The 15,852-nt window shown below is 52.0% G+C and carries 14 protein-coding genes; 9 read left to right on the forward strand and 5 right to left on the reverse strand.

Annotated elements, in window-relative coordinates; genetic code table 11:
- Positions 1-54 precede the first annotated feature (54 nt).
- A complete protein-coding gene (locus tag A0W33_RS05490; RefSeq protein WP_068837229.1) occupies positions 55-489 on the reverse strand; it encodes a hypothetical protein in 435 nt (144 codons plus the stop codon).
- A 214-nt stretch (positions 490-703) separates the two neighbouring features.
- Here A0W33_RS05490 and A0W33_RS05495 point away from each other — a divergent pair, with 214 nt between their 5' ends.
- The gene (locus tag A0W33_RS05495; protein WP_068837230.1) at positions 704-1,258 is read left to right on the forward strand and encodes a hypothetical protein; all 555 of its coding nucleotides are present in this window, start codon (positions 704-706) and stop codon (positions 1,256-1,258) included.
- A 79-nt stretch (positions 1,259-1,337) separates the two neighbouring features.
- Here A0W33_RS05495 and A0W33_RS05500 read toward each other — a convergent pair whose 3' ends face one another.
- Positions 1,338-2,015, reverse strand: coding sequence for a porin family protein (locus tag A0W33_RS05500; RefSeq protein ID WP_068837231.1), 678 nt, complete (start codon positions 2,013-2,015; stop codon positions 1,338-1,340).
- A gap of 218 nt (positions 2,016-2,233) precedes the next feature.
- On the opposite strand from A0W33_RS05500, the gene A0W33_RS05505 reads away from it, so the two are divergent.
- The 4 genes from A0W33_RS05505 to A0W33_RS05520 all read left to right on the forward strand — a co-directional run bounded on the left by A0W33_RS05505 (position 2,234) and on the right by A0W33_RS05520 (position 7,516).
- A complete protein-coding gene (locus A0W33_RS05505) occupies positions 2,234-2,689 on the forward strand; it encodes a nucleoside deaminase (protein WP_229802223.1) in 456 nt (151 codons plus the stop codon).
- Between the two features lie 75 nt (positions 2,690-2,764).
- Positions 2,765-3,373 carry a superoxide dismutase gene (locus A0W33_RS05510; RefSeq protein ID WP_068837232.1) on the forward strand — a complete coding sequence of 203 codons (609 nt, stop codon included), beginning with the start codon at positions 2,765-2,767 and terminating at the stop codon, positions 3,371-3,373.
- Between the two features lie 473 nt (positions 3,374-3,846).
- Positions 3,847-6,279: a DUF2339 domain-containing protein gene (locus A0W33_RS05515; RefSeq protein ID WP_068837233.1), complete on the forward strand. Its 2,433-nt coding sequence runs from the start codon at positions 3,847-3,849 to the stop codon at positions 6,277-6,279.
- Positions 6,269-7,516 carry a DUF3999 family protein gene (locus A0W33_RS05520; protein ID WP_074937260.1) on the forward strand — a complete coding sequence of 416 codons (1,248 nt, stop codon included), beginning with the start codon at positions 6,269-6,271 and terminating at the stop codon, positions 7,514-7,516. The genes A0W33_RS05515 and A0W33_RS05520 overlap by 11 nt, the downstream gene beginning before the upstream one ends.
- A gap of 367 nt (positions 7,517-7,883) precedes the next feature.
- Here the strand turns inward: A0W33_RS05520 and A0W33_RS05525 are convergent, their stop codons facing one another.
- Positions 7,884-10,082, reverse strand: a complete 2,199-nt coding sequence (locus A0W33_RS05525; RefSeq protein ID WP_068837235.1) for a protein-disulfide reductase DsbD family protein — start codon at positions 10,080-10,082, stop codon at positions 7,884-7,886.
- Positions 10,083-10,601: 519 nt separating this feature from the next.
- On the opposite strand from A0W33_RS05525, the gene A0W33_RS05530 reads away from it, so the two are divergent.
- From A0W33_RS05530 to A0W33_RS05540, 3 genes are all read left to right on the forward strand, one after another.
- Positions 10,602-10,910, forward strand: a complete 309-nt coding sequence (locus A0W33_RS05530) for a hypothetical protein (protein ID WP_068837236.1) — start codon at positions 10,602-10,604, stop codon at positions 10,908-10,910.
- A gap of 198 nt (positions 10,911-11,108) precedes the next feature.
- Positions 11,109-12,422, forward strand: coding sequence for a hemolysin family protein (locus tag A0W33_RS05535; RefSeq protein ID WP_068837237.1), 1,314 nt, complete (start codon positions 11,109-11,111; stop codon positions 12,420-12,422).
- Positions 12,422-12,883: a hemerythrin domain-containing protein gene (locus A0W33_RS05540; RefSeq protein WP_068837238.1), complete on the forward strand. Its 462-nt coding sequence runs from the start codon at positions 12,422-12,424 to the stop codon at positions 12,881-12,883. The genes A0W33_RS05535 and A0W33_RS05540 overlap by 1 nt, the downstream gene beginning before the upstream one ends.
- A 3-nt stretch (positions 12,884-12,886) precedes the next feature.
- On the opposite strand, the gene A0W33_RS05545 is transcribed toward A0W33_RS05540, so the two are convergent.
- Together A0W33_RS05545 and A0W33_RS05550 are read right to left on the reverse strand one after the other, a co-directional pair.
- Complete coding sequence (locus A0W33_RS05545; RefSeq protein WP_068837239.1) at positions 12,887-13,405, reverse strand: gamma carbonic anhydrase family protein; 519 nt, start codon at positions 13,403-13,405, stop codon at positions 12,887-12,889.
- Positions 13,406-13,499: 94 nt separating this feature from the next.
- Positions 13,500-14,489 (reverse strand): radical SAM protein, encoded by a 990-nt coding sequence (locus tag A0W33_RS05550; protein WP_068837240.1) that lies wholly within the window; start codon positions 14,487-14,489, stop codon positions 13,500-13,502.
- A gap of 723 nt (positions 14,490-15,212) precedes the next feature.
- Between A0W33_RS05550 and A0W33_RS05555 the strand changes: the two genes are divergently transcribed.
- Positions 15,213-15,821, forward strand: a complete 609-nt coding sequence (locus A0W33_RS05555) for a porin family protein (RefSeq protein ID WP_068839954.1) — start codon at positions 15,213-15,215, stop codon at positions 15,819-15,821.
- The last annotated feature ends 31 nt before the right edge of the window (positions 15,822-15,852 follow it).

A 15,852-nucleotide genomic window follows, 5' to 3' on the forward strand; every position in this document is an offset into this window, starting at 1 on the left:
ACCCGGTGGGTATGGCTTCTTTTATACTTATCTGTATCAGTTTATACTTGCTCTTTACTTGAACAGGCCACCTAGTCCTTTGCTTAGCGAGTCTTTCAGCCCGCCGCCCATCAAGCCGCCTAGCAGATCGGTTTGGCTAACGCCTCCTGAGCTCACCTTGCCGGTTACTTTTTGCATGATGAAATTGATGACGAAAGGCGCTACCTGTTGGGCAACGCTCGCCGGAATTCCCAGTTTGCCCGTCAGGTCAGAAACATACTTGCCGATCATCCCGTCCACGGCGCTGCTTTCGCCGGGTGCCTTGTTGCCCTTGAACACGTCCATCAGGCCTCCGATGTCGCCGCTGGCGGCACGCTGCTTCATTTCGTCCGTGATGTTGTCCTTTGCCAGGTCAACGGACTTGTTGGCGGTGTCGGGCTGTAGGTTATACTTGCTTTGCAGTTCTCCGGTAAGTTGTCCTTTCAGGTTATTGATAATGTCGTTTATCATAGCTAGTGTAATTAGTGAGCTTAAAATCTGTTGTGTATACTTAGCGGGGCCTCAGCGTTGCCCCACTTATATAACGGAGATGCGCGGTATAAGATATTTTTAAAGGCATTTCTGAACGAACTACAAACGGGCAAATGTTTGGCAATAAATTTGCACTTAAGGCCGTAACCGCCACATTGTGCCCGGGATTTTATAGCTTTGCCGAATCAAACACATGAATATGCGATACATTGCCTTTTTAGCTATTATTCTGATTGCCGGAGCCGCTTTTGGCCAGGGAAAACTGAAGAAAACACAGATCAGCAAGGAGGTGACGGTGCAGTTGCCAAAGGATTTCCTGCCGATGCCGGACGATGCTATTGCGCGGGAATACCCGGCCACGACCAAGCCGCTTGCCGTGTACACCAGCCCCAATGGCGAGGTCGACTTTAGCGTAACGCAGAAACGCTCTCAGTTCAAAGAAGCCGACCTGCAAATGCTGCGCGAATTTTATAAGGCAAACCTAATGGAAACCTTTACTCAGGTTGATTTTATAAGACAGGAAGTGAGCCAGATCAAAGGCAAGGATTACCTGGTGTTTGAGTTTGTGAGCAAACTGGCCGATGAGCGCGGCGCTTCCATCCAGAAACCGGTGAATAAGTACAGCATTGTGCAGTACACCATCAAAGGCAATCAACTGTACATCTTCACGATGCACGTGCCTTTTGCCATGAAGAACGACTGGCAGGAAACTGCGCGGGAGATCATGGCCTCTGTCAGCATTAAATAAACCACTACTACCTACCTATCTATTTTGCAGAAGCCCCTCCTATCCGGAGGGGCTTTTTGTTTTATACTTGCCGGCGCGCCTATTTCTTCCTGTTACCTAGCCCAACCAGGTAACTTAAAGTCAAGGCTATGTTCGGATTTTTAGAAGACGACAAACCTTGCGGTTCTACGGCATCAAACAAGTTACTTAAACTATGCGTCACCCTGCTCTCCAGTTGAAAAGTGCCCAGGCCGGTTTTCTGTGCAACGCCAATTCCCAGGTTCAGGCCATACATAAACGAATTAACGACATCTTTATACAGGTAGCCGGTACCCTCTCCACTAACAATGTTCCCGTCTACGCTGCTCTTTTCAGACAGCATATAGGAGGCGTATGGGCCCAGGGTGAGGATGAATCTGGTATTTCTGCTGCCAAGGGCAACCCGCGTCATGAGCGGCAGCTCCAGATAGTTCAGCCTTCTGGTGTAGGAGGTGGTGGAGTCAAGCGTTTCCTCCCATCCACGCTGCACGTAGTTGAGCTCTACCTGAACTCCCAGCTTAGACTGTGCCATGTGCGTGAAGACCAGCCCTCCGGTGGGGGCCAGTATCATTTTATTTTCTATGGCAGGACTAAAGCTAAAGCCTGTGTAGTTCAGGCCACCCCGAATACCAACGGCTGACTCCGGCACAAAAGGCTTTTCAGCCACGCTTATGATGTCCTGGCCCTTAGCGGTGAGGGCGAGCAACAGCAGGGGAATTGCCAATATGTTCTTTAGCATCTTTTAATTTTTATTAGGGCTGATATCGCATATAACGTATAAACCTACACCCTCTGCCTTTCAGCCGAATACGAACTAATGTACTAATTTATGCCGCCCCCTGCAACTGGCGCAGCTGGCGCTCCGACTAATCTGCAGCCCCTGGCACGTCTGTTCAGGAGTATGCTGCTTCGCCTGCCATACTTGCATTTCTGACCTGTTATGGCCAAATTTACTTTATGGCAACAGACTTTTTATCCATCCACAGCGATGAACACTTTATGCAGCAGGCATACCTGCAGGCGCAGTACGCTTACGAAGAAGGGGAGATTCCGATTGGGGCAGTGGTGGTGAGCAACAACCGCATAATTGCCCGGGCCTATAACCAAACCGAGAAACTGAATGACGTGACCGCCCACGCAGAGATGCTGGCGATTACGGCCGCCGCCGAGTACTTGGGCAACAAGTACCTGCACGACTGCTCCCTTTTTGTAACCGTGGAGCCCTGTATTATGTGCGCCGGCGCCAGCTACTGGGCACAGCTAAAACGGGTGGTGTACGGAACATCGGAGCCCAAACGCGGTTATAGAAGAGTAGGCAACCTGCTGCACCCCAAAACCGAGATGGTGAGCGGGATAATGGCGCAGGAGTGCGCTGACCTGATGGCCTCCTTCTTCTCAGCTAAAAGAAATTAACTAACTTTGAAACCAAGACGTACACCCTATTAAGTGTACGAACATCATTTTTCAACCTATAAACCACATAAAACTATGGCTTTCGAACTTCCGAAACTACCTTACGCTTACGACGCACTGGAGCCGCACATTGATGCGCGCACCATGGAAATACACCATACAAAGCACCACCAGGCTTACACGACCAACCTGAACAATGCCATCCAAGGCACTGACATGGAAGGCAAGTCTATCGAGGAAATCATGCGTAGCGTGAAAGAGGACAACAAAGCGGTGCGCAACAACGGCGGTGGCTACTACAACCACAACCTGTTCTGGACCATCCTTTCTCCAAACGGTGGCGGACAGCCATCCGGTGAGTTGGCGGATGCTATCAACTCAGCTTTTGGCTCCTTCGACCAGTTCAAGGAGAAGTTTAACGCAGCTGCTGCCACACGCTTCGGGTCAGGCTGGGCCTGGCTTTGCGTAAAAGACGGCAAGCTGGAAGTATGCTCTACACCTAACCAGGACAACACCCTGATGCCATTCGCTGAGGGCTGCGGCGGACAGCCGATCCTTGGCCTGGACGTATGGGAGCATGCTTATTACCTGAACTACCAGAACCGCCGCCCGGATTACATCAGTGCCTTCTGGAACGTGGTGAACTGGGATGAGGTAACACGCCGCTATAACGAGGCAAAGTAAAATTGGACGCTAGATTTTAGACACAAGACATTAGACTTCTAATGTCATGATTTAAAAAGCCCTGCCGGAAACGGCGGGGCTTTTTATTTAACTGCCTCTCAACAAGACCTCGCAGCGTGCGCAGCTCCTGCGAGCGTCTGGGGCTACGGAGCAACAGACTTTTGAGTGCTCAAATCCTTTCCTGTCAACTTGGAAATATCTTGGTGGCTAAGTATAAAAGCTGTTGCAGCTCGCCCACAAGATCCTTTCAGGATGACAAGAGGGAAAAAAGGAAAATGGGCAAGTATAAAATTCACTCAATCAACCACGCATGTAGCGCTAAACAGACACACGCAGGAGCTGCGCACGCTGCGAGGTCTTTGCAAACTGGCAAAAAGCCCTGCCGGAAACGGTAGGGCTTCTCTGTTAAGAGCCGTGCAATTTTAAAACACGTTGGAAATTTGTAATATAGACGCTGCAACTTAACGCTACCCATGGAAATCACCCTGCTCCTCCTGCTCGTCTTTTTAGTTATCTGGTTTGCCAGCCGGCACTCCGAGAGCCTCCGGGAGCATGGCTATAAAGTACACAAACTGCAGGAAGAGGTGCGCCAGCTCCGGGAGCAGCTCGAGAAGCAGCCACCAGCGGTGGCGGCTCCTACTAGCAAGCGCACAGAAGTATCCAGGGAAAGCATAGAGGAGGTAAAGCAACGCATACAACCCGCTCCTACGCCACTGCCAGCACCTGCTCCTCCTGCTCCAAAGCCATTTATACCTGAGCCGCCACAACCTGTGCGGGAGCGCGAACCGATGGCTGCCTTTTACGCGCCTGCCGAGGAGCCCGCGGAACCTGTAATGCCGGAACCTTCCTTTTTCCAGCGCAACCCAGATTGGGAGAAGTTCATCGGCGAAAACCTTATCAACAAACTGGGCATTGCCATCCTGGTGCTGGGCATCGGCTTCTTTGTGAAGTATGCCATCGATCAGGAGTGGATAAACGAGGTAGGGCGGGTGGCTATCGGCGTACTGGCGGGCGGCGTGCTGGTCGGTATTGCGCACCGGCTGCGGCAGGCGTATCAGGCCTTCAGTTCCGTGCTTATCGGCGGCGGACTGGCCGTTTTATACTTTACCATCGCCATTGCCTTCCACGAGTATGCGCTTTTCAGCCAGACGGTGGCGTTTGTGCTGATGGTGGGCATCACGGGCTTTACTATCTTTCTGTCGCTGGCCTACGACCGGATTGAGTTGGCCGTGCTCGCGCTGATCGGCGGTTTTGGCAGCCCGTTTATGGTGAGCACCGGCGAGGGAAACTATGTGGTGCTTTTTGTTTTTGCTTTAATCCTGAACGTGGGCATTCTGGTGCTCGCCTACTTTAAGAAGTGGAACCTGCTCAACATCATCGCCTACGTTTTCACCATTACGCTCTACGGCGGCTGGCTGAGCACGCGTGTGGTCGGTGTTCCAAATCCGCCATACGTTGGCGCACTTGTTTTCGGTACGCTCTTCTACCTGGTGTTTTTCCTGATGAACATCATCAACAACATAAAGGCGCAGCGCCGGTTTACGGCCCCGGAAATTATGATGCTGCTCAGCAACACGTTCCTGTACTACTCCGCAGGCATGTTTATTTTGGATAACATGGCCAGCGGTGCCTACAAAGGCGTGTTCACGATGGTGCTGGCGATTTTTAACTTTGCCTTTGCTTACCTGCTCTACAAGAACCCGAAAACCGACCGTAACCTGGTGTTCCTGCTCATCGGGCTGGTGCTTACCTTCCTTAGCCTAACGGCGCCGGTACAGCTGGAGGGCAACTACATCACGCTTTTCTGGGCGCTGGAGGCGGTGCTGTTGCTGTGGCTGTCGCAGAAATCGGGCATCAAACTGATTCGCGTAGCCTCGGTGCTAGTGCTGGGCCTGATGGTGTTCAGCCTGATCATCGATTGGCGAATCTACTCCTTCTCGGACATAGCGCTTGCCGTGGAGCTTCCGGTTATATTCAATAAGCTATTCATTACGGGCGTGGTGGCAGTGGCTGCCCTCGCCGCTACCAGTCACCTCCTGAAGAAGGAACAGGAGCAAATCCTGGTGACGCTGCTGCAGGCCGACACGTACCGGGCCTTTGTGCAGGTGCTACTGTTTGTGCTGCTCTACCTGGTGCTGCTCCTAGAGTTGAACTACCAGCTCATCCACTCCACCGCCACCTACGGCACGCGCGCCTTTATACTTGGTTTCTACAATTATTTATACTTGCTGGGGATGATAATCTGGGCCATGCGGCAGCCGAACACAGGCATCAAAAAAGGAGCTGCGGCAGTGGCGGCTGTTAGCTTGGTTGTTTACCTGCTGGTGCTGCACCCGCTCGTCACCGAAAACCGCGACCTGTACGTGCTGGGTGCGGCCGATGCACTCGCCGATTTCTGGTGGCATTACCTGCCACTGCTGCTGGTGCTGGCCGTGCTTGTGCTGTTCCTGCGGCTGATGCACCAGCTGTACAGCTTTAAGCACTCTTTTGGGAAGCTTAGCCTGTGGTTTGCCAGTTTTATACTTGTGTTCGTGGCCAGTGCCGAACTGGAGCACCTGGCGCTGCTCTCCTCTTTCGAACCGGGTAGTCGGCTGGAGGCACAGCTCTCGCAAATCCGCAAGATCGGCTTCCCTATACTTTGGGGTGTGAGCTCTTTTGTGCTGATGATGATTGGGATGCAGCGCAAGCTGAAGACACTGCGCATTATATCGCTCACGCTGTTCTTCCTCACGCTACTCAAGCTGTTCCTGTTTGATATCCGGGGCATCTCTGAGGGAGGCAAGATCGCGGCGTTTATCTGTTTGGGCGTGCTGTTGCTGGTGGTATCGTTTATGTACCAGAAGCTTAAAAGCCTGATCCTGGAGGATGAAACATTGACTGAAAACACACCGACCGATGCTGTGTAGACTACTGTTGTTTTTCCTGTGCCTGTGCGCAGCGCCGGTGGCCGCGCAGCAGGCGTATGAGTGGCAGGCTACCGTGCCCTCCCCGGCGCAGGGAGGCTATCACCGCATCCTGCTGCCTCCGGAAGTTACCGGCCGCCTGCAGCCGCACCTCGGAGACATCAGGCTGTACAATGCGCAGCAGCAGGAGGTGCCGTACCTGCTGCAAAAGGAACAACCGCTAACGTATCGGCAGCTGTATCGCCCTTATACTATCCTGCACTACAAACGCCAGTCCGGCTGCTGCTCTGAGCTGCTCATCGAAAACCCGGAGCAGCGGCAGATCAGCAACCTTAGCCTGCTCATTAAGAATGCCGCTGTGCGGAAACAGGTAAGCCTAAGTGGCAGCGACGACCGCGAAAACTGGTTTGTGCTGAAGGCACAGGATGTGCTGCACCCCATCAACAGCACAGAAAAAACCACCACGCTCAAGCTGCTGGAGTTCCCGCTTAACGATTACCGCTACCTGCGCCTGCAGCTCGACGACTCCTCCAGCGCCCCGCTCAACATTCTGCAGGCTGGCAGCTATTACGGCACACAAACTGCCAATGGCGCCTACACCCTCATTCCGGTGCAGCAAACCACCCGCACCGACAGCGCCGCCACCGAGCAAACCTACATCCACCTGAAATTCGCGCACCCGGTGTACCCCGAGTTGCTGGAACTCGATATCACCGCACCTGAATTATACTTCCGGAACGGGCACATTATACTTGGCAAAGCAACTACCCCCTCCCGCAAAAGACGCCGGAAACGCGACAGAGAGGAGTTGGTACAGGTGCCGTTCAGCATCAGCTCGAAGGAGGCAGCCCGCATAACGCTTCCGCGGCGACAGATGCAGGAGCTGACGCTGGTAGTGGAGAACGCCGACAACCCGCCGCTGGAAATAGCAGCCATCAGGGTTTTGCAACTCAACCGTTACCTGGTGGCAAACCTGGAGGCAGGCACGCCCTATATCCTCCGTTTTGGAAACGCAGAGACAACTGCTCCTACCTACGACCTCACTTTTTTCCGTGACAGCATTCCAAATGAACTTCCTGTGCTGCCGGTGAAGCAGGTTGATGCGGTGCAGGAGCGCCAGAAACCCCAAGGCTCCTCATCCAAAGTATGGTTGTGGGTAGCTATTGGGATAGTAGTGCTGGGATTGGGTTACATGACGGTGCGCCTGCTAAACGAGATGAACAGCAAAAAACAGCCGTAAAGACATCGCAGTGTCCGATGGTCCCACGAGCGTCTTTTATAGTTTTGAATTATTGAATAACTGAATATTGAGTGAGGAGTGAGCAAGTGTAGCCTATGTCATCCTAGAAGGATCTTGTGGGCGAGCTTCATCTACCTTTGCGCTCCGCCACCAGGATCTTTTCAGGTTGACAAAAGGGAAGGGCCAAGTATAACACTCATCCAACATTCGCTCAATCACTCATCCACTCATTCAAAACTCAGTTATTCAAAATTAGCCCAGGAGCTGCGCACGCTGCGAGGTCCAGGCTCTGAAATCCTCCTAAAGTAAAAATCCCTGCTGCAGCACATGGCCACAGCAGGGATTTTTATTTTATACTTAGCTTAACTTACTTCTGTGCTACGCGATCGTGTGTTGCTTTGTAAGCTGCGACACCGGCATCGAGGAAGTTGACAAAGTTCTCCACGCTCAGGTCGTAAGCGATGGGTTTTACCAGCACGTTTTCCTGCGCATCCATCAGCACATAGTAGGGTTGGGCATTCACGTTGAACTTAGTGATCTGGTAGTCCGCATACTTCTTCCCAAGGGTCTTCTTCTCTTTGCCGTCGTAAGCGCTGGTGTACCACTCGCTTTGCGGCAGCTCGGTCCGGTCATCCACATACAGCGCGGCAATCACGTAATCCTTGCGCAGCCGCTTCAGCACCGCCGGGTCCGACCACACGTTGGCTTCCATCTCGCGGCAGTTCACGCAGCCGTGGCCTGTAAAATCAATAAAAATGGGTTTGCCCTGGGCCGCAGCACATGCCTTGGCCTGCTCCAGGTCGAAATAGCCTGTCAGGCCGTGGGGCAGGTTCAGAAACTCATCATACTTTGCAGGTTCACACAGCTCATTGGTAGCCAACACAGCGGTATTTCTACCATTGTTCTGGTGGATAATGCTATTCAGATCGAAATCGTGGGTGGTTTGGGGGGGCAGGTAGCCGGACAGGGCTTTGAGCGGAGCGCCGAACAGGCCCGGAATCAGGTATACCACAAAGCCGAAGGTGGCGATGGCAAAGAATAGGCGCGGAACGCTCACATACTTCAGCTCAGAGTCGTGCGAGAATTTTAGCTTGCCCAGCAGGTAAAAACCCATTAAAGTAAAAATAACAATCCAGAGTGCCAGGTAAATTTCCCTGTCCAGAATGCCCCAATGGTACACCTGGTCGGCCACGCTTAAAAACTTCAGCGCCAGCGCCAGCTCAATGAAGCCCAGTACCACTTTTACCGCATTCAGCCAGCCACCTGACTTAGGCAAGCTGCTTAGCCACGAGGGAAAGATGGCGAACAGGGTAAAGGGCAGGGCAAAGGCCAGCGAGAAGGCGAACATCCCCACAACCGGGCGTATGGTTTCGCCGCCGGCGGAGGCCACCAGTATACTTCCCACTATGGGGCCGGTGCAGGAAAAGGAAACGAGCACCAGCGTAAAGGCCATAAAGAACACCCCGATCCACCCGCCTTTGTCGGCTTGGGCATCCACTTTGGTGAGCCAGGAGCTGGGCAGCGTAATCTCGAACATCCCGAAAAAGGACATGGCAAACACCAGGAACACCAGAAAGAAAAGCAGATTAGGCAGCCAGTGGGTACTGATGAAGTTTGCACCATCAGCACCAAAGAGTTTGGCCACTACCGTTCCGATGATGGTATAAATGGCTATGATCGATAAGCCATACACAAAGGCCTTCAACACGCCTTTTGCGCGGCCGCCGCTGTTTGTAAAAAAGCTCACCGTCATGGGCACCATCGGGAACACGCAGGGCGTGAGCAGCGCCATCAGACCCGCTCCAAACGCGATGAGCATAAATCCCCACAGCCCCTCTTCGCCGTCAGTCTCTGTTACGGGTAAGGGTGCAGCTACAGCTTGCTCAGTAATGGTGGCGGTATTGTCAGAAAAAGCGATGGGCAGTACGGTAGCGGTATCCGTTGCCGCGGAGGTAGTGGCAGTATCCGTTGTTACAGCAGGTGTTTCAGTTGGTTGCGGAGCCGTTGGTTGCTGGCTGGTTGTGGGCTCCCTAGATGCAGTGGCAGGCTTGGCGGCAGGTGCTGCGGCGGCTGTTATATTAATATGTTTATTGGTGAAGGTGAACTCATCATCAAACGGAATGCAGCGGCCGTCCACATCGGTACAAACCTGGTACTCGTAGCTGCCCTTCACCAGCAGGTCGGGCTGCAGCACGCGTATTTTCTGGCGGAACTGAGCTGTGCCGGTAAAGTACGTATACTCTCCGCCCCAGATGTCGTCGTACTTCTTCTTGGGTTTAACCGGCACTATTTTGCCCACCAGCTCGTAGGACGGGTGCTTCTGAAAGGTGAACTCGGTGACCATCGGCCCCAACTCCGGGTCGAAATCGGAGGAGTAGAGGTACCAGTCTTTGTCGATTTTCACGTTAAAGATCAGTTCCACCTCCTCGCCTACAGTCACTTGCTTTTTAGACACGTCGTAGCTCCAGGTAGCGGGCTTAAGTACCTGTGCCTGTGCTGCAAAGCTTAGCGTAAACAGCAGCCACACAATAATTGCCAGCTGCCTTAGGGTGTTTTTTTCGTTCATGGTGATATGTTACTGGCGCGCGGACGGCAGGCCGCCTGCGGCGATGCATTCTCTCTGCAAAAGCACTACAAAAGTATGCAAATTATCGTTGGCACGGCACCCCTGCTTCCGAATGCTTGTCAAACAACAACGCTGGCTTCCTTTATGTTACTGGCCGCACGCTATATAACGTTTCCTACTGCCTGTCTTGTATTTGATGTTTGTCTCACTGTGCCTGCTGCTCATCCAGCTGTTGTCTCCTACTTACACCGTATTTGCTCTCTGCTACTTGGCCTGCTGTTGTAACCCGTGTCAAAAGCAGCCATTTTAGCCAATTGACTAAATAATTAATTATTTTAATATTTTTTAACAAATTTCAAATAACAACGTTAAAATAGCTTAACAGCGATATTTAGATTGTTTACCCTTAAATTACTGGTTTTCACGGATAACCGGAAAAATCTGAAACAAAACAGGAATCTTTGCGGCAGCCAGCTTGTAGACATGTTAACTACCTGAAAATCCCTCTATTTCTTTGCTATGGCTAACAACTTACGCACCTCACACGAGCAGACGATTCGCACCGAATGTGGCAGAACATTCGGGTGCATGTTTCGTGCCATCAAGCTCATGCGCGATGAGAAGCACTGGTTTCATATGATCTACAGAACCTTCGAGAATGAGTACATATACGCAGTGTGCAATCCTTTCCTGGACTCTGATGCTATCACCTATCACTTAATTTCTGAGGCGGAGGCGAAAAGGATATTTCTTCCGAAGCTTTCTGCCGACAATGCCCGCGAATTGTTTCCTGCCCCCACTGCTACGGTGGCTCCAATCCGCCTGTAGGAATACTAAATTTAACGCTGCGTTAAGGTGCTCTTGTGGCACCTTTTTAATTTACAAGCCTTCTCAAATCATGCCAAAACACGGTAATTCAGGCATCCGATACCGGATATAAGTACCAGGACATATACATGTGTAGCAAGCGTACGTATTTTAGTTAATTTTACAGCGCTACCGGAGCACGCGGTATGAAATTAAACTATGGTTCTAGATATACTCCTGACAATATTCCTTGTTTTACTCAACGGCTTTTTCGTGGCAGCAGAGTTTGCCATCGTAAAAGTGCGTTCCTCCCAGATTGAGCTAAGGGCACAGTCAGGCCATACCATGGCGAAGCTGGCGCAGAACATGCTCACCCACCTGGATGCCTACCTTTCGGCCACACAGTTAGGCATAACGCTCGCCTCACTGGGCTTGGGATGGATTGGGGAAAGCGTTGTTTCCCAGATCGTAATCAACATCATGGAATCCTTTGGCTTTACGGGTGGCGAGGTACTGGCCCACCGCATCGCGCTCCCAATCTCGTTTGCCATCATTACCGTGCTGCACATTGTATTCGGTGAGCTGGCGCCAAAGTCGCTGGCCATACAGCGCCCCGAGTCCACTACCCTGGCCACAGCCCTTCCGCTGCGCTTCTTCTATATCTTGTTTAGCCCATTTATCTGGATGCTGAATGGCTTGGCGAACCTTGTGCTGCGTGGTTTTGGCATACAGCCCATGCACGGCGCCGAGGTACACAGTGCCGAGGAGCTTCGGCTGTTGTTTGAACAGAGCGTGGAGGGCGGCGCTATACAGGACGCGCACCACGAGCTGATCGAGAACGTGTTCCATTTTAATGAGCGCATGGTGAAGCAGATCCTGGTGCCCCGCACTAAAATGATTGCCATCGACGTGCACATCGACGACAAGGAGTTGATGGAGATTATCTTTAACGAAGGCTACTCGCGCCTACCCGTGTACGATGGCAACATCGACAACATTGTGGGCATACTGTATGTGAAAGACATACTAAGCGTGATGCGACTCGGCGAGCCGGTGGTAATTGACAAACTCATGCGCCCGGCCTATTTCGTGCCGGAAACAAAAAAGATCAATCTCCTGCTGAAGCAGTTCCAGCGCCGCCACCTGCACATGGCTGTGGCCACCGATGAGTTTGGCGGTGTATCGGGCATTGTCACCATTGAGGATATTATCGAGGAACTGGTGGGTGAGATCCAGGATGAATATGATGAGGAAGTGCCGCTGGTGGAGCGTATCAGCGATTATGAGTATAAAGTGAACGGTTCTGCCGCTATTCCGGATGCGAACGATTTTCTTCCTTTCGCTCTGCCCGAAGGAGAGGATTATGAAACCGTGGGTGGCCTGATGAACGTGATCTACGGCCAGATCCCCGAAAACCTGAACGAGATGGCCACCTTCGACAAGTATGAGGTGCGGGTACTGGAGAAATCAGACCGACGCGTGGAATGGGTGCTGCTTACGGTACGTGAAGAAAACCGCGAGGAGATCAGCTAATGCCTATCAAGCGCCATATAAGCCTCCAGCCGATTTCCCGCCAACACCATGCCGGGCTGCTGACGGCGAGACTGCTGCAACATGGCGCGCCGCCCTATAAAGGCATGCCCACCACGCCAGCCGCAAAGCGCGATTATGTCCTGCAGTTTCTGGAGCGAGAGCTGCTGCCGCATTTTGAGCTGGAAGAAGAAACAGTGTTTATACTTGCCTGTGAGGGCTCAGAAGACCTGCAGCAACAGGCACAGGCACTACAGACTGAGCACCAACTATTGCAGCAGCTTATACTTGGTCTACCTCAAGCCGAAGAAAGCACCCTTCCCGACACACTGCACGAGATTGGCAAGCTGCTGGAGCGGCACATTAGGCAAGAAGAGCGTGTGTTCTTTGAGCAGTTGCAGCAGGCATCAACCAAACAACAGCTACTACAATTACAGGAGCAAATAGCGCAGCACCTGGCTTAGGCTCTACTTTTCTTCTGTAAACCAGCCGCTATACATCACATAGTTGTTGGCTACTTTTTCCAGCCCCGCCACCTGCTCTGCACTTAGCTGCTTTACTTTTTTAGCGGGAATGCCGGCATAGATCCACCCCGACTCACATACGGTATTTTCCAGCACAATAGCGCCTGCCGCCACAATGCAGTTCTTCTGCACCACCGCATTGTCCATCACTATGGAGCCCATTCCTATCAGCACATTGTCTTCCACGGTGCAGCCATGCACAATGGCGTTATGCCCGACAGAGACGTTGCTGCCAATCGTAGTGGCGGCTTTCTGGTAGGTGCAGTGGATCACGGCACCGTCCTGTATGTTTGTTTTGTCGCCGATGCGGATGCTGTTCACGTCGCCGCGAATTACGGCATTGAACCAGACAGAGCAGGCACTGCCAAGAACCACGTCTCCTACAAGCGTAGCGTTTTCAGCCACCCAACAATCAGCGCCTAATTGTGGCGCCACACCTTTTACCGGAAGTACAACAGGCATACTTTAGAATTATGAATTAGAAATCATGAATTAAGAATGGAGAGTAGTTATGAATCCAAAGCATGGTACTAGCACAGCATCAACTACTGGATCATCAGTTGTTAAACGGGAGCAGCCTTTTCCAGGTGCCTTTCAGGTAGTTATACTTGAGGGTGCTGGGCAGGGCTTTCCAGAAGTACTTGTTTAGCTCTACGGCAAAGCTGGGCTGCATGTAGCAGTTGATGGTGCAGCCTTCGCAGGCAGGCAACCGCCCTTCCAGCCGCTTCAGCGCCTCCACTTCGGTGCTCTGGTACAGTTCGTACAGTTTGCCCTGAATAGGAAAGCTTTTGGTGCCGAGGTGGTAGCAGGGCAGCACCAGTTCATTCTCCGGCGAGATAACCAGGGTGGTGCTGGCGGCTTTGCATACGGGTTTGTCGATATGGTTGCCCCCATCGCGGCGCAATTCCACAAAGCCGTCGTTCAGGTACACATACTTGCGCTTGCCAAAATTGCTTAGGAAAGTCAGTTCCTCCTCGGTTAGCTGCTCGCCTGTCTCCACCTCGTTGTAGGCGAAGGCGGGGTTAAGTATGAGCAGCAGCTTGTTCGGAAGTATGATATTCTGGTACAGCTCCTCCAGTTGGTGTAGGTTATGCCGGAAGACGGTGAATAAGATGTCAGGCCGCTCCCCTAGTGCCCGCGCCACTTTAATCGACTCCATCACGAAATCATAGCACGCCACGCCGCGGCCCGTATCATGCTCCTCCCGGTCCGGGGAATCGAGCGAGAAGTGCAGCATGTCCACCTTGCCTTTCAGGCGCTCTGCCAGTTTGGGGTACAGCATGCCGTTGGTGGTGAGCGTGGTAATGAAACCCATGTCGTGTGCCATGCCCAGCATCTGGTCTATCTGGCGGTGCAGCAGCGGCTCGCCGCCCGTAAAGTCAATCACCTCCACGCCCAGCCGCTTCAGGTCGCGCAGGTTCTGAGCAACGTCGTCGAGGGTGATGTAGGGCGAGGGGCGCTCCCAGATGTCGCAGAACGAGCACTTTGCGTTACAGCGGTAGGTAACGTAGTAGTTGCAAAGCACTGGTTTTGATCTGATGCGCATGAGGTAGCAAAAGGTAAAAACCAAATTTAGCCATTATGGCTGGGAAAAGAAGCAAAAGTTTTCCCATTGCTGGACTGTTCTGCCATCCCCTCATCAGGCCAAAGTGTTTTTATACTTTTGGGAACAGCTAAAAAGTACCCGTATCCGCGTAAAAGCTACGTAGAGGGAACATTTATATTTGTATCTCCCTCTGAAGTACGATATATCGAATCTGGCACTTAAGTACCCCTTCTCTCTAAAAGCTACTGCTTTCAGTGCCTGGCGAGAAGCACTACTGAAAATCTAAAAACGCATGATGCTCAAAACTAACGGGTTTTAAGTAACCGCCTCTATTGGCCATGCCTGTGTGCTGTTCTGGCTGCCATTCCGCATGGTTCGTTTTCTCCTGAAAACACGTTCCGCGAAGAGCGCGCTTTCTTCCGCCTGGCCGAACTGTGGTTTTGTCTAGAGAAATTGACTTATGGCAAAGCAGAGGTGGCAGTTTGTATAATTTAACATTGTGGTATTATTCTTGTGCTTACTTTTGCATCAGCTACTTGAAGGGATAGTTTGTTTAAGGTGAGATGTAAATTTGTTATCCCGGATATAACTACTACTTAATACATAAGAAAGACGCCGTGCCACTTGTGCATGGCGTCTTTTTTTATGCCTGTGCGTATAGCTATCTTCTTTTTAACCGTTTACATGTTGCATCAGCACCCACAACCAAACATGTTTTATACTATGAGAAAGATAATTTGCACGTTAACCGCCCTGTTCTGTCTAAGTATGGCAGCGCAGGCACAAACCTTTCAGGCCGGAATCAAGGGAGGCCTAAGCTCCTCAAACGTAACACTGACAGACCTGCAGAACGACCCGATGCAGTACACCAAAGCCGAAAACGTAACCGGCTACCATGCAGGCGCTTTTGCACGGCTGCAAATCCTGGGCATCCTGCTGCAGCCTGAGTTTATACTTGCCACTTCCGGCGGTAAGGTAGAGGTAACCGACAACACAAGCAGCACCAGCGTGCACGTACAGAAGTTCCGCTTTGACCGCATAGATGTGCCGCTGCTGCTGGGTTACAACTTCTTTAAGGTAGCGCGGGTGCAGGCGGGGCCTGTTGCCTCTAACCTGATTACGGCCAAGCAGGAAAGCCGGAACGTTAAAGAGTTCTTTGCCGGGTCAGACTGGGGCTACCAGGCCGGATTGGGCGTAGATATTGGAAACCTGACGCTGGATGTGCGCTATGAAAATATCAACCGAAAGTACACCAATACCGTGCAGCAGAGCGGCGGCAAAGTCAGGAACGAGCAGTTTTTGGTGAGTCTTGGCCTGAAGCTGATCAAGTAAAAAAAGATGCCGCTGGTGTTGTACCAGCGGC

It is taken from the genome of Pontibacter akesuensis, assembly GCF_001611675.1.
GTDB classification, from domain to species: Bacteria; Bacteroidota; Bacteroidia; order Cytophagales; family Hymenobacteraceae; genus Pontibacter; species Pontibacter akesuensis.